Here is a 14,092-nt window from a genome sequence, read left to right on the forward strand (position 1 = left end):
ATCGCGTGCGGCGAAGAAAAGCTGTTGGAGGAACACATCCGCGTCAAAACGCACTTGAATGTGATCGCGGATGCGGAGGAAGATCGCGGCAAAGGGTGGAAGCATTCGGTGAGCGGCGCAAGGCGGCCTTCGACGGCCCAATAAATGCGAAAAGATAGCGATCAATTGACCGAGGTATTCAGATGACATTCGATGAGCAGAAGCTAAGCGCGCTGCGCGAGAAGTACGGCGAAAGCCATGGTGGGGAGCTTTTCGATGCCAAGTTCCGCAAGGTTGCGGACAAGATCTTCTCGAAGAGCGGCACGCGGCTTGCGCCCTATGCCGGCGTTCCGACCTTCCTGACGGCACCTTATATGCCCGTCGATGCGGAAAAGCCGGATTTCGGCAACTTGCAGGTCGCGATCCTCGGCGTGCCGATGGATCTCGGCGTCACCAATCGGCCGGGTTCGCGCTTCGGACCGCGCGCGCTGCGCGCCATTGAGCGCATCGGCCCCTATAACCACGTCCTCGGCTGTGCGCCGGTCTTCGATCTCCGGGTTGCCGATATCGGCGACGTTCCCTTCCAGAGCCGCTATCGCCTCGAGCTCAGCCATGACGACATCGAAAAGCGCGTCAACCAGATCGTCGATGCCGGCGTTCTGCCGCTGTCGGTCGGCGGCGATCATTCGATCACGCATCCGATCCTCAAGGCCGTCGGCAAGAAGGCACCGGTCGGCCTCATTCATATCGACGCCCATTGCGATACCGGCGGCTCCTTCGACCAGACGAAATTCCATCATGGCGGTCCCTTCCGAAATGCCGTTCTCGACGGCGTACTCGACCCGACACGCACCATCCAGATCGGAATCAGGGGATCGGCGGAGTATCTCTGGGAATTCTCCTACGAATCCGGGATGACGGTCATTCATGCCGAAGAGGTGACCGGCCTCGGCATTCCCGCCATCATCGAAAAGGCCAGGCAGATCGTCGGCGACGGCCCGACCTATCTCTCCTTCGATGTCGACAGCCTCGATCCAAGCTTTGCGCCGGGCACGGGGACGCCCGAGATCGGCGGGCTGACCACCCGCGAGGTGCTGGAACTCATTCGCGGCCTGAAGGGCATCAATCTGGTGGGCGGCGATGTCGTCGAAGTGGCCCCCCAATATGATGCGACGACCAATACGGCCCATGCCGGCGCGCAGACGCTGTTCGAGATCCTGAGCCTCATGGTCTTCAGTCCATCGGTGAAATAGCGGAGGCTACGTCACCCTCCAGGGCGGTGGACCTGTCCGCCGCCGTTCTCATGGTCTTCGACAAAGCGGTTGAGACGACGAGCGAAATCGGTGTAGCAATCGGTTTCAACAGGATAATCGATATGCCAATCGCTGCCCCCAATTCTCTCGTTTCCCGTCTTTCGCCCCCGCCCATTCCCTCCGTCGTTGCCTGGAGCCGCGATTATGCCGGCGCGAAGGGGCCGCTCATCGATCTCTCGCAAGCAGTGCCCGGCTATCCCGCGCATCCGCAGATGCTGCGACTTCTCGGCGAGGCGGCGGCATCGCAGGCGATGACCGGCTACGGACCGATCGAAGGGGAGACGGCATTGCGGGAGGCCTATGCGCGGCATGTGAGCGAGGTTTACGGCGCGACCGTCGATGCCGCGAACGTCCAGATCACCTCCGGCTGCAATCAGGCCTTCATGTGCGCGGCCATCGCGCTTGCCGGCGCCGGCGAAACCGTCGCGCTGACCAATCCCTTCTATTTCAATCATGATACGACGCTGGCCATGCTCGGCATCGAGCGCGCGCTGGTCGAATGCGATGCGGCGAATGGATTTCTCCCCGATCTTGCCTCCGCCGAACAGGTGCTGGCGGCCGGAGCGCGGGTGCTCGCGGTCGTGACACCGAATAATCCGACCGGCGCCGTCTATCCGCCGGCATTGCTGCATGATCTCTTTCTGCTGTGCCGGAAATACGGGGCCTGGCTGATCATCGACGAGACCTATCGCGACTTCCTGGCCGAGGGTTACGGGCCGCCGCATGCGCTGCTCTCCGAGCCGGATTGGGAGGAGACGCTCGTTCTCCTTTACAGCTTTTCGAAATCCTTCTGCATTCCCGGCCACAGGCTCGGCGCGATCACGGCCGGGCCAAAGCTGCTCGCCGAGATCACCAAGGTCATGGACAATATGCAGATATGCGCGCCGCGCTCGGCGCAGCATGCCGTCGCCAGGGCTCTGCCGGTGCTGGCCGGCTGGCGGGCCGACAACCGGCTGGAGATCGCGCGGCGGGCGGATGCGTTGAAGGCGGTCATGGCCGATCTGCCCGGCTGGGATATCGCCGCGATCGGCGCCTATTTCGCCTTCATCCGCCATCCCTTCGCCGATCTGCCCTCAACAGCGGTCGCCGAACGGCTTGCGAAAGAGGCAGGCGTCATCTCGATCCCCGGCGCCTATTTCGGGGAAGGGCAGGAGCGCTATCTGCGCCTAGCCTTTGCCAATGCCGATGCGGCTTCGATCGGCCTGCTTGGCGAACGCCTGCGCTGATCAGGCCGAGGTCTTCGCGAAACGGTTGGCGGGCATCGACAGCCCGAGATTTTCGCGCAGCGTCGAACCTTCATACTCCTCACGGAACAAGCCGCGGCGGCGCAGTTCCGGCAGGACGAGCCTGACAAAATCGTCGAGGCTGGCCGGCAAGGTGGGGAACATCAGGATGAAGCCGTCGGCGGCGCGTGTCTCGAACCACTCTTCCATGAAGTCGGCGATCTCCGCCGGCGTACCGGTCATGCCGTTGCCGGTGTGCTTTTCCGCATAGTGGCGGATGAGTTCTCCGACGGTGCGGCCGCTTTTGACGAAATCGACCAACTCGTCGAAAAGCGCGCGCGAGCCCTTCGGCGCGGCCGGCAGCCGGTCCATCGGAAAGGGCTTGTCGAGCGGCACGCCACGCAGGTCCGCTTCCAGGAATTCCGAAAGCATCAGGCGGCCGACATCGGGATGCATCTTGTCGATCAGGTAGTCGACCTTCGCCTGCGCCTCGGCCTTGGTCTCGCCGACATTGATGACCACGCCCGGCATGATCTTCAGGTCGTTCGGATCGCGCCCAAAGGCTGGCATGCGCGCCTTCACATTCTCATAGAAGGCGCGGTTGCGGTCGATGTTGGAGGCGAGGCTGAAGACGATCTCCGCCGTGCGCGCCGCCATCTCCATGCCGGGCTCGGAACCACCGGCCTGCGCGATGACCGGCCGTCCCTGCGGCGTCCGGGCGATATTGAGGGGGCCGCGCACCTGAAAATGCTTGCCCTTGTGGTTCAGCGTGTGATGCTTCGTCTTGTCGTAATAGACACCGCTTTCCCGGTCGAGAAGCAGGGCACCCTCTTCGAAGCTGTCCCACAGGCCGAAGACGACATCGACGAATTCGTTGCCGCGCTCATAGCGCAGCGCATGCGGATCGAGGCCCTCGCGGTTGAAATTGTAGCCGGTCTCGTCATGGTCGGAGGTGACGACATTCCAGCAGGCGCGGCCGCCGCTTAGATGATCTATCGAGGCGAAGAGGCGCGCGACGTTGTAAGGCTCGTAATAGCTCGTCGACAGCGTTGCGACGAGGCCGAGGTTCTGTGTGGTGACCGAGAGTGCCGACAATAGCGAGAGCGGCTCGAAGCGGTTCATCTTGGTGGGAATGCGGGCGAGAGCATCGGGGTCGCCGACGGCGGCGGCCGGCGAATCCGCCATGAACATGAAGTCGAACTTCGCCGCTTCCGACCGTTTGGCGACATCAAGAAGATGGGAGAAGTCATTGGCGCCGTTGACATTGCTGCCGGGATGCAGCCACGACGCCGGATGGAAGCCGAAGGTGTAGACAAAGGTGCCGAGCTTCATCTTGTCGGTGCGCGCCATGAAATCTTCCAGCCTCCAGCGTTTGACGATTGCGTAAATTATCGCCGCGCCGGTTTTTTGAGCAATATTGCTGATCTGTCTTTCGTTTTAGTTTTTCTAAAAGATTACCACGATCATCATTGCGGGGCGGACATCCGCGCCTGCTGTCGGGAAATTGCCAGGAGCCAGTCGCGGAAGGCGGCGCCATGCGGTTTCTGCAGCGCCGACCGATCCCAGGCCAGGAAATAGCTTTCGCGGAGCGGGATGCGGATATCGATGGGGATGACGAGCGTTTGCGCTTCCAGCTCATCGGCGATCATCGACATCTGCGCCAGCACGATGCCACGCTTGTTGACGGCGGCGTCGATGGCGCTGCTCGACAGGGTGAACGACAATCCGGGTGTGGTTTCCTTCAGGGGCACGCCCACTTTGGCGGCGAAATCGGCCCAGCTGGGGTAGGGGGTGAAGTGCCTTTCCCATTCGACGTGCAACAGCGGATAGTCGAAAACTTCGAATGCCGACGGCGGACGTTTTTGAATGAGCGACGGCGAGCAGGCGGGCACGACCCAGTCGCGGAAGAGCTCGCTGTAATGCTCGTGCTGTAGCACGTCCGATCCGTAGCTGATGCGGAAATCGACGTCGTCGAAGCCCATGCGCGGCTCCTTGTCGCGGCCGATGATGCGGACATGGGCGTCCGGATGAAGTGCCTGCCAGTCGAAGATGCGCCGGCCGATCCATTTGTTGACGACGGAAGACAGGGCGCTCAGGACGAGGGCATTTTCATTGCGCGCCCGCTCCAGCACGCGTTCGGCAATCGCGAATTGCTCGAAGCCTTTTGATATTTCCTGATGATAGAGCCGGCCCCAGAGGGTGAGTTCGGCGGTGCGGCCATTGCGCTCCAGAAGCGTGACGCCGAGAAAGCTTTCGATCTTGCGGACCTGCTGGCTGATGGCGCCGGGCGAGACCTTCAGTTCCAGCGCTGCCGCCGTCACGCTGCCGCAGCGGCCGACGGCTTCGAAGGCCTGCAGGCCTTTCAGGGGAATGGCCTTGAAGGGGCGGGTCTCGCTCACGTCGCATGTCTCCGGGGCGAATGGTCTGATATGTCCGGCTCGGCCGGCTGAAAGTCGCCGGCGAATTGAAAGCGGTCACCGGGATGGGTGATTTCGACATAGGTGACGGTGCGACCATTCTGCCATGTCTGTCGGATCAGCGTCAGGCAGGCGTCGCCACGCTCGGTCTCCAGCAGCCGGGCCGTTGCCGGGTCGGCGGAAACAGCGCGAATGATGTGCCTCGCCTTCGACCATGGCACCTGCGCCAGCAGCCATTTGGCCGGCGGAACGGATGCGAAGCTTTCACTCCTGGCCAGCGGTACGGCATCCAGCATGATGATGCGCCGCTCGATGGCGTTCGGCTTGCCGTCGACGAGATGCAGGCATTGCAGCCTGAGGATCTCCCCGCCCGGTTTTTCGCCCAGCAAGGCGGCGCCGGAGGCGTCCAGCCTCTCTATCCGCCGCTTCAGGATACGGTGGTCGTGCTCGTGTCCGGCCAGCTCCGCCTCGGTGCTGATATCCTGAATATCCATCACCGTGCGGTCGATCTGCTGCGCGGCGACGAAGGAACCCGCCTTGCGCCGCCGCAGGATCATGCCGCGCTCGGCAAGCGCCGACAGCGCCTTGTTGACGGTCATCCGCGAGCATCGGTATTGTTCGGCCAGTTCATGTTCGATCGGGATGCGCTGGCCAGGCTTCCAGTCGCCATTCATGATCTTCGTCTCGATATCTGCGAAGATTCTGTGATGAATTGAGACCAATATCCACCTCGATCCCGCGACAACGTCCTGATCCGGACAGCGCTATCCGGCAGCTTTTAGCATCGTCCGGCACAATTTTTGCGTTCCAAGACTTTTACATTGACACTGTAGGCCCGCCTATATCTATTTGTATAGACAAAAACGGGCCGCAGAAGCTCGTTCGGCGGGAATACGCTGGGGAACCTGGACTCTTCCGCTGGAAGGGCAAAAAAACTGGAGAGAAGACCATGAAGACGAATTCATTGCTCAAAGGGTTGGTGGGCGCCGCATTGCTGTTCGGAGCGACGCTTTCCGCGCATGCCGCCGATACGCTGGCAGCGGTCAAGGCAGCCGGCACCTTGAAGGTGGGCACCGAAACGGCTTTCGCCCCCTTCGATTTCATCGATGCCGGCGAACATGTCGGGTTGAACGTCGATCTCTTCAACGAGATCGGCAAGGAACTCGGCGTGAAGATCGAATGGGTAACGCTGCCCTGGGATGGCGTTTTCCCCGCTCTCGAGGCCGGGAAGTTCGATGTTGTCGCCGGCCCTGCGACGATCACCAAGAAGCGCATGGAGCGTTACCGCTTTACGCCGCCGCTTGCCGAAGCGACCATCGCCATCCTCAAGAAGGCGGGCGACAAGACGATCAGCAAGCCGGAAGATATCGCCGGCAAGAAGATCGGCGTCGGCAAGGCAACGTCGCAGCTCGACCAGCTCAAGGAATTCTCCGAGACGTTGCCGACCAAGGCGGACATTCGCGAATATCCGGCCTTCACCGAATCCTATGCCGATCTGGCCGCCGGCCGCATCGCCGGCGTGGCGAATTCGCTGCCGAACATCGCTTTCGTCGCCAAGCAGCGTGAAGGCGTCTTCGAAGTCGTGCTGCCGCCCTTCGGCAAGAAATCCTATTTCGGCTTCATTGGCCTGAAGGATGCCGATCACGCGCCGCTGATGGACGCGATCGACGCCGCCATGCTGAAGATCAAGGCGGACGGCCGTATGGCCACCTTGCAGAAGAAATGGTTCGGCGCGACTTTCGACACCCCGGATTCGGTCAAGGACCCGGCATTCTGATCGATTGATCGTCATCACCGGTCATGTCCCGGATTTGCCGGGGCATGACCGGAAGCCGATCCGGTTCATGACCGCCAAGTGGACGACATCCAAGCCCCATGTCCTTCAAACTCTTCGAATTGCTGCTGCAGGCGTCGATTTATACGGTTACGATCAGCGTCGTATCGATCCTGATCGGTTTCGCGATCGCGATCCTGCTGTCGGGAATGCTGCTTTCGGGGCGGCGCCACCTGATGCTGCCTGCCCAGATTTTCATCAGCTTTTTCCGCGGCGTGCCGCTGCTCGTGCAACTGCTGCTGATCTACAATCTTCTGCCCGTCATCGGCATCAATGTCCCGAGCGTCGTCGCCGCGGTCATCGGTCTGTCGCTCTGCACCGCTGCCTACCAGGCGGAAAACCTGCGCGGCGGATTCGCCAGCGTGCCGGTCGGACTGGTCGAATCCGCTGAAATGGTGGGCTTGACGCCCAGCCAGATTTTCCGGCGCATCAAGGTTCCGACCGCCCTTCGCCTGACCTTTCCCGCGCTCGTCAACGAGGCGATCCTCATTCTCAAGGCATCCTCTCTCGTCTCCGTCGTCGGCATCGTCGAATTGACGCGTATGGCGCAGGATCTCGCCGGCAGTACGTTCCTGCCGCTGCAGCTCTTCGCCTCTGCCGGCCTGATCTATCTGGTGATCAACTGGATCGTAGCCCTGGCCGGCGGCCTGATCGAGCGCTCTCTTCCCGGAGCGCCACGATGACCTTCGACATCAATGTCCTCTTGGAGCAGTGGCCCGCGATCGTCAGCGGCGCCGGCGTCACGATCATGATCTGGGTCCTCGGCACGATTGCCGCCGCCATCCTCGGCTTTCTGCTGGCCGTCGCCCGGCAATATGGCGGCCTGGTGCTCGACAAGGCGCTCGGTCTCGTCGTCGCGGTGCTGCGCGGCACGCCCTTTCTCATCCAGATCTTCCTGGTCTATTATGGCGGCCCCTTCGTCGGCCTGTCGCTCGATCCGCTGCCGGCTGGCCTGATCGGCATCTCCATCTATGGCGCGGCCTATTTCAGCGAAATCTTCCGCTCCGGTTTCCAGGCCGTGCCGAAGGGGCATATCGAGGCCGGCGAATGCGTCGGCCTCTCGCAGGGCCAGATCGTCAGGCGCATCCTGTTGCCGGAGATGACCATGCTGGTGCTGCCGCCGTCGGTGAACATGGCGGTCATCCTCATGAAGGAAACGGCGGTGCTGTCGATCATCACCGTGCCGGAACTGACCGCGACATTGAGCGCCATAGGCTCGCAGCAATATGCCTTCGTCGAGGCGCTGTCCGCGCTCGCGCTCTTTTATTGGGTGCTGGTCGAATTCACCGGCTGGCTTGGCAATCTTGCCGAAACGAAACTTTCCAGATTCAGGTTTTTCAACGCATGAGCGTTCCCGCAATCGCAGTCAAAAATCTCGTCAAGAAGTTCGGGGACAGCACCGTCCTGCACGGCATCGATCTCGAGATCGCGCCCGGTCAGGTCTCCTGCCTCATTGGCCCGTCGGGCTCCGGCAAGAGCACGCTTCTGCGTTGCATGGCCTTCCTTGAGGAGGCGACCCGCGGGACGATCGCCATCAATGGCGAAGTGCTCGGCTTCAGCGAGACCGCCCAAGGCGTTCGCGAACGTATCCCGGCCGCCACCAATCGGGCGATCCGCGCACAGATCGGCATGGTCTTTCAGCAATTCAATCTCTGGCCGCATATGACGGCGCTCGGCAATGTCAGCGAGGCGTTGAAGACGGTTCACAAGATGGGCCGCAAGCAGGCGGAGGACCTGGCTTTGGCGCAACTCGTCAAGGTCGGGCTGGAAGCGCGGGCCGGGCACTATCCCTCGCAGCTCTCCGGCGGCCAGCAACAGCGTGTCGCCATCGCCCGCGCCTTGGCGCTGAAGCCGAAGATCATGCTCTTCGACGAGCCGACCTCCTCGCTCGATCCGGAACTGACCGGCGAAGTTCTGAACGTCATGCGCGATCTGGCGGCCGAAGGCATGACCATGGTCGTCGTCTCCCACGAGATCGGCTTCGCCGCGACCGTCGGTCAACAGATCATCTTTCTCGACCATGGCAAGGTGCTGTTCACCGGCACGCCGCAGGAGGTGTTCAAGAAGCCGCGCAACCCGCGCCTGGAACAGTTCCTCGACACCTATCTCGATCGCGGCGCCTCGATGCTTCTCTAGGCGCGAGCGTGGCTACAGCGAGAAGCTCCGATACCGGCCCGCCTCGATCGGCGCTGGTTGCGGCAGCACCGGCTGCCTCCTCGGTAGCGAATGTCTGCCGGGGCGCGATGCCGAGGGACAGTATTCCAGCTCGATGGCGAACAGCGCGACGGCTTCCGCAAGCTCTTTCTCGGCGTCCGAGAAGGGAAGCGTCAAGCCTTGCTCTCTCGCCCGGCTGTATATTTCAGCCGCGGTGATGACCCGCTCGGCGTGATAGCGGCATTCAGGCGTCGGTTCGACGAGCTTCAGCGCCAGCCCGATATTGACCGCAACCTGAAGGGCGAAGGCCGCGGCCGAAAAATCCGCGACGGCGCCGGGCGGCCGTACCTGGTCGAGATAGGTCTTCCAAGGTTTGTTCCTATCGACATCTTTCGCATCGAGCGGATTCGGAACGGGCGATATCGTGGTCCGATATTGTTCCCTGTCGCGCCTGCTCAATGCCTCGTCTGCTACCGCAGCGCCGCTGACGCGCGGATTGTCCAAGATGCCCATGACAGATTGTCCCGTGTTTATCGGCGGCAGAGAAAATGAGAACTCTCGTCCTCATCCGCCTGCCGATCCATCCGCTACCCTTCGATGCAGTAGTAACCGCTCGCCGAAGGCCCTTTCAATCGCGCTCTTTGCCGTTCGGGCTTCAGTCGGGTCGGTCTTCAGACTTTGGTCTGATGCCGGACGGGACGAACGTCCAGCTTGGGGATTGCAAAAGCCCAATATATGCGTTTTAGCCTTGGCGACAGTTGACGCTCGTGCCGTCCAGGCGATCTGATGTCGGTGCGAGGTCGCTGTCGGCGAAGCAATGAACAGCGAATCGCTCCCGACTGCCTGATGCGCCTCAAGAAGTGCCCCGGAAAACCCTTATGCCTTTCTTCAAGAAATCGACCGCCGTTCTTCTCGGCACCCTGTTCACCTTGGTGCTTGCCGCAACCCCTTACCGTGTCGAAATCCACGGAGCGTCGATTGCCGTCGTGCCTCAGAAGGCGGAGGCGAAAGGCGGCAATGGCAATGGAGGCGGCAATGGGGGTGGCAACGGTGGCGGGAATGGGAACGGCGGAGGAAATGGTGGGGGGAATAGCGGAGGAAACAGCGGCAACGGCGGAGGAAACGGCAACGGCAAGGGAAACAGCAGCAGCAATAGCAGCAAGAACACGAAGCAAGATCAGGACGATACCGACGATTCCTCCAGTTCGGACGATACGTCGGTAACGGTTCAACATGCCGACGGCATGAGCGAAGCGATCCAGAATGGCCGCTATGTCATGAAGGATTCGAAGGGCCGCACCATCGTCAACCGCAGCGCGACCTCGGCCGACCAGAAGCGGCTGAAATCCTTCCAGCATTGAAATACCGGACCTGCAGTCCGTCAGGGATCAATTGTCCTGGGCAGTCGAAGATCATCAATCATCCGTCAGCCAATGAAATGCGCGGCGGACGAAATCCCGACTGCCTTCCACCACCGGCTCTCCATGTGCCATCAGCACTTTTTCGGCTGGCCATTCCAGTACACGGTTGATGGCGGCGCGTGCGGCGCGCTTGTCGGTGAAAGCAGCACGGAATTTTCTGGGTACCGACGGTTCGGCGGCGACCATCAGGTCCAGTCTGGCGACGATTGCCCGCCAGCCCTTGAACCAGCGGGGGCGGAAATGCTGGATAAGATCGGTGAACAGCACCGTGCCGCTCTTGCGGTGGAAAAAGACGACCTCTGTCGTAATCAGATTGCCCCGGATGACGACTTGATCGATGTCATCAGCCCAATCCGCAATCGGCGTGTCGCCGAGATCGCCATCAAATTCGAGATCCTTGCGCTTTCGTCGCAAGCCCGGCGGGGCATAGGCCCCGGCATCGGGATAGGCCTGCCGCCAGGCGCCGAGGAAAAGATGATGAAGCGAGTTGGGAGCGACCAGGTAGCGCACCGCGCCCAAACGATCCACTTCGGCACGAAGATCGTCCGCAAGTGGCGTCGGCGACCAGAGGAAGAGGCTGCCATCGGACAATCTGATGATGGCCATGCGTGTCGGGTAGTGGAAACCGGCCGCCGCCGTGACGGTCGGGCCGTCGGCAATCCATATGTCCGGTCCGAATTCCCGCAGCACGCCTGCCATGTCACATAGCCTTGCCCCGATCCTAGCCGTTCCTGTCCAGCGCGTCGCGAAACGCCATTGCCGCTTCCGTTCGGTTCGCAACGCCGAGCTTGGTAAAGATCTGCGTCATGTGATGCTTCACCGTCTTTTCATGAAGGTCGAGCTTCAGGCCGATCTGCTTGTTGCTCAAGCCCATCGCCACGAGTTGAAGCACTTCGCTTTCCCGATCCGTGAGTTCACCGATAAGATCAGCCTTTGCCGGGGTTCCGTCGCCCTGAGCGGAGATCAAGCGTGCCGAAAGGGTCGGCGCGACATAGGTTTCGCCCGAGGCCACCGTGCGAAGGATCTCGGCAAGTGTTCTCGAGCCGACACCCTTGAGCACGTAACCTTTCGCGCCGCTTCTCAGCGCCGTCGTCACGTCGTCGCTCGCCTCGGAGACCGTCAGCATGACGATCTTCTGATCGGGCACGCGCTCGAGGATCAGCGGAATCGCTGCGAGACCGCCGCCCGGCATGGAAATATCCATCAGCAGCACATCGGGACGTGCATCCTCGGCGATGCGCACGGCATCGTCCTTCGTGTTGCCTTCACCGACGATCGAAAAGCCGCCGATTTCAGCGAGGCTGCGGGTGACCCCTTCGCGAAACAGCGGATGGTCGTCGATCACCGCCAGGCTGATTGCTGTCATCATGTCTGTTCCATTTCCATGACATTGAGCGCCATTTGAACACGCGTCCCTTCCTTGGACGATCTGAGCTCGAACGTGCCGCCAAGGCTCTCCACTCTTTCCCGCAGGCCCGCCAGCCCGAGGCTGCTTGGAGGAATACGGGACGGATCGAACCCTGGTCCCCTATCCGATACCGCAATCGTAACGTGTTTGCCATCCATGGCCTGATCGACGCGCTGCGCCGCGCCTTGGCCATGACGATAGCCGTTGTTCAACGCCTCCTGAACGAAGCGGTATATGCAGATCTTCGCGGATGTCGATAATTCCTGTGCCATGCCGGAAAACGACAGGCCGACCTTGGTTCCGGTCCGCTGCTCGTGGGCGCGGATAACGCGATGCAGCAGCTCGGTCAGGTTTTCCGACTCGATATGCGGTAGCACGAGGCCGCTACAGATGCTTCGAATATCCGTCATGGCATCGTCGAGGCTCGCCTTGATAGCTGTAAGAGACTGTTCCCGCTTGTCGGCCGGGGTGGACGGATTGACCAGGGCCTCGCTGTCGAGCCGCAAGGATGCATATGCGACGAGCTGCGCGGGGCCGTCGTGCAGATCGGCACCGATACGCCTGAGATAACTTTCGTTGAGGGCGGCGGCGCGTTGCGAGGCTCTTTGCAGGCGCGAGCGCAGGATTTCGTTCTGCTGCAGGAGCGTCGACAATTCGCCGATCCGGGTCTTGAGCGCACCGCGCTGGCTCTCGATCGTGCGGCTGCCGCGAAGGACGATTATCGACAGGACAAGGAAAAAGGTGATGGTGAACAGCCCGACGGCCAGCCAGCTTCTGAACCGCGCCTTGTTCAGGCTGCGCTCGAAATCATAGGCGACCTCATGGAATTCCGAGACGGCGACGACCTTGCCGGACCAGGGCTGAAGGACCGGATTGTAGATCTCCAGCAGCGGCTTGCCGCTATTGCGCTCCGCAATGCTTTCCACATCGCCGATCTGATTGAACTGCGCCACCATTGTGCCGGAGAATGCGGTCTTCAGGTCGTCGCTCAGCGGGAATTGCCTACCCATCAGATCCTTGTCGTTGGAGTAAAGCACGGTGCCGTCGCTGCGCCAGAGGCGGAAAGACAGGAGCCGGCTGCCGAGCGCACCTTCGCCGAGCGTTTCATCGAGCGCGCGCGTCACCGTGTCGTCCAGCACCTCGGTCGTCTGCATGTCCGGCAGAAGCGGTGCGATGACGCTATCGACATAAAGCGCCGTGCTGGCGGCGGAATTGCGCGTGACGGCTTCCTCGATAAGGCTGGTGACGAAGGCACCGACGACGATCATGGCGCAGGCCGCGACCAGACCGCCGATCAGCAGGAATTGCCTTGCCAGGGATTGCGAATTCCAGCCGGCGACCAGACGCACCGGCGACAGCATTGACGTGAGATTGGTCGGCATGTCTGGCTACTTTCCGTGGGTATCCCCGATGTCCGGCATGATCGCTCAGCCGGAAAATGCGTCAAAAGACGGTTTGCTTGCCCGCAATCCGTCGACTTTCGGCCGTGGGCCATCGGGCTAAGGTCTGATGGCCCACGGCATTGGTCCGTCCCCCGTGGAAACTTCCATTTCCAGCAATATTATGGCGAGCAGCATGATTGCTCCTTCCGCGCCGCAGTTGCACGCAGCGGCGAGAGCATAGTCTGGAATGAGAGGAATACGCATATGAAATTTGGTTCAGCTTTTGGAACGACCGTCGTTGCCCTGACCTTGGCCGTGGCTCCGGTGGCCGGAACAGCGCTCGGCTTCGTGGACATGGCCTATGCCAAGGGTGGTAACGGCAATGGCGGAGGCAACGGTGGCGGCAATGGAAATGGTAACGGCGGGAGCCACGGCAGCAGCAACTCCAATTCCGACCACGCCAAGTCCAGTGCAGCGCAATCGGATGACAGCGATGACAGTGATTCCACCAATGGAAGCCTGAAGCGCGCCGGGCATTCCTCCAAGTCCGCGGCCCACAGGCATGAAAAGGCGGCCGTTGCCAAGGCAAAGACGTCCGCGTCGGAACTCGGCAGCCTCAACTCGCTGAAGCGGAACTATCACGCCTATATGAATTCGAAGGACCCGAAGATGGCGGCGATCCGGGCCTATGTCATGGATTATGCCGAGTTCGAACTTCAAAATGGAACCGATGCGGTTCCGACGGACCCGGCTCTGAGCGACGAGGCCCTGCGCTCGGCGTTGGCCGAGGCATCCAAAACCGGCGTCGTCACCGACAAGACGCTGGCCGAAGCCAAGGACATATTGGGCGTCGGACCCGCCGTCGGCAAGATCGACCAGGTCCGAGACGCGCTGGAACAGTCCACGACGACGACCACCACGACGCCAGCGGAGTGACGCAGTCGCTCGTAACGAAATGAAG

The 14,092-nt window shown here is 61.3% G+C and carries 15 protein-coding genes; 8 read left to right on the forward strand and 7 right to left on the reverse strand.

The features are described 5' to 3' along the window. Positions 1-182 precede the first annotated feature (182 nt). Both speB and FHX11_RS11125 read left to right on the forward strand, forming a co-directional pair. Positions 183-1,232 carry an agmatinase gene (gene speB / locus FHX11_RS11120; protein ID WP_184357682.1) on the forward strand — a complete coding sequence of 350 codons (1,050 nt, stop codon included), beginning with the start codon at positions 183-185 and terminating at the stop codon, positions 1,230-1,232. A gap of 122 nt (positions 1,233-1,354) precedes the next feature. After that, complete coding sequence (locus tag FHX11_RS11125; RefSeq protein WP_184357683.1) at positions 1,355-2,518, forward strand: aminotransferase; 1,164 nt, start codon at positions 1,355-1,357, stop codon at positions 2,516-2,518. Here FHX11_RS11125 and FHX11_RS11130 read toward each other — a convergent pair whose 3' ends face one another. The 3 genes from FHX11_RS11130 to FHX11_RS11140 form a co-directional block, all read right to left on the reverse strand. Continuing rightward, positions 2,519-3,865 carry an LLM class flavin-dependent oxidoreductase gene (locus FHX11_RS11130; RefSeq protein WP_184357684.1) on the reverse strand — a complete coding sequence of 449 codons (1,347 nt, stop codon included), beginning with the start codon at positions 3,863-3,865 and terminating at the stop codon, positions 2,519-2,521. Between the two features lie 116 nt (positions 3,866-3,981). Next, positions 3,982-4,914 (reverse strand): LysR family transcriptional regulator, encoded by a 933-nt coding sequence (locus tag FHX11_RS11135; protein ID WP_184357685.1) that lies wholly within the window; start codon positions 4,912-4,914, stop codon positions 3,982-3,984. Then, complete coding sequence (locus tag FHX11_RS11140; RefSeq protein WP_184357686.1) at positions 4,911-5,654, reverse strand: UTRA domain-containing protein; 744 nt, start codon at positions 5,652-5,654, stop codon at positions 4,911-4,913. Before FHX11_RS11140 ends, FHX11_RS11135 begins: the two co-directional genes overlap by 4 nt. 227 nt (positions 5,655-5,881) lie before the next feature. Here FHX11_RS11140 and FHX11_RS11145 point away from each other — a divergent pair, with 227 nt between their 5' ends. The 4 genes from FHX11_RS11145 to FHX11_RS11160 all read left to right on the forward strand — a co-directional run bounded on the left by FHX11_RS11145 (position 5,882) and on the right by FHX11_RS11160 (position 8,902). After that, positions 5,882-6,709 (forward strand): transporter substrate-binding domain-containing protein, encoded by an 828-nt coding sequence (locus FHX11_RS11145; RefSeq protein ID WP_184357687.1) that lies wholly within the window; start codon positions 5,882-5,884, stop codon positions 6,707-6,709. Between the two features lie 98 nt (positions 6,710-6,807). Next, positions 6,808-7,449, forward strand: coding sequence for an amino acid ABC transporter permease (locus FHX11_RS11150; RefSeq protein ID WP_184357688.1), 642 nt, complete (start codon positions 6,808-6,810; stop codon positions 7,447-7,449). Next, positions 7,446-8,114, forward strand: coding sequence for an amino acid ABC transporter permease (locus FHX11_RS11155; RefSeq protein ID WP_184357689.1), 669 nt, complete (start codon positions 7,446-7,448; stop codon positions 8,112-8,114). Before FHX11_RS11150 ends, FHX11_RS11155 begins: the two co-directional genes overlap by 4 nt. Then, positions 8,111-8,902, forward strand: a complete 792-nt coding sequence (locus tag FHX11_RS11160) for an amino acid ABC transporter ATP-binding protein (protein ID WP_184357690.1) — start codon at positions 8,111-8,113, stop codon at positions 8,900-8,902. The genes FHX11_RS11155 and FHX11_RS11160 overlap by 4 nt, the downstream gene beginning before the upstream one ends. 12 nt (positions 8,903-8,914) lie before the next feature. On the opposite strand, the gene FHX11_RS11165 is transcribed toward FHX11_RS11160, so the two are convergent. Continuing rightward, positions 8,915-9,433 carry a hypothetical protein gene (locus FHX11_RS11165; protein WP_246780959.1) on the reverse strand — a complete coding sequence of 173 codons (519 nt, stop codon included), beginning with the start codon at positions 9,431-9,433 and terminating at the stop codon, positions 8,915-8,917. Between the two features lie 365 nt (positions 9,434-9,798). On the opposite strand from FHX11_RS11165, the gene FHX11_RS11170 reads away from it, so the two are divergent. Next, positions 9,799-10,281: a hypothetical protein gene (locus tag FHX11_RS11170; RefSeq protein ID WP_184357691.1), complete on the forward strand. Its 483-nt coding sequence runs from the start codon at positions 9,799-9,801 to the stop codon at positions 10,279-10,281. A gap of 54 nt (positions 10,282-10,335) precedes the next feature. On the opposite strand, the gene FHX11_RS11175 is transcribed toward FHX11_RS11170, so the two are convergent. From FHX11_RS11175 to FHX11_RS11185, 3 genes are read right to left on the reverse strand one after another with little or no spacing between them, the layout of a single operon-like run. Beyond that, positions 10,336-11,040 (reverse strand): DUF4336 domain-containing protein, encoded by a 705-nt coding sequence (locus FHX11_RS11175; protein WP_184357692.1) that lies wholly within the window; start codon positions 11,038-11,040, stop codon positions 10,336-10,338. 22 nt (positions 11,041-11,062) lie between these two features. After that, positions 11,063-11,710, reverse strand: a complete 648-nt coding sequence (locus FHX11_RS11180; protein ID WP_184357693.1) for a response regulator transcription factor — start codon at positions 11,708-11,710, stop codon at positions 11,063-11,065. After that, positions 11,707-13,131 (reverse strand): sensor histidine kinase, encoded by a 1,425-nt coding sequence (locus tag FHX11_RS11185; protein ID WP_184357694.1) that lies wholly within the window; start codon positions 13,129-13,131, stop codon positions 11,707-11,709. Before FHX11_RS11185 ends, FHX11_RS11180 begins: the two co-directional genes overlap by 4 nt. A gap of 264 nt (positions 13,132-13,395) precedes the next feature. Between FHX11_RS11185 and FHX11_RS11190 the strand changes: the two genes are divergently transcribed. After that, positions 13,396-14,067 carry a hypothetical protein gene (locus FHX11_RS11190; RefSeq protein WP_184357695.1) on the forward strand — a complete coding sequence of 224 codons (672 nt, stop codon included), beginning with the start codon at positions 13,396-13,398 and terminating at the stop codon, positions 14,065-14,067. Positions 14,068-14,092: the final 25 nt, after the last annotated feature.

This window comes from Rhizobium sp. BK602, assembly GCF_014195095.1.
Lineage (GTDB): Bacteria > Pseudomonadota > Alphaproteobacteria > Rhizobiales > Rhizobiaceae > Rhizobium.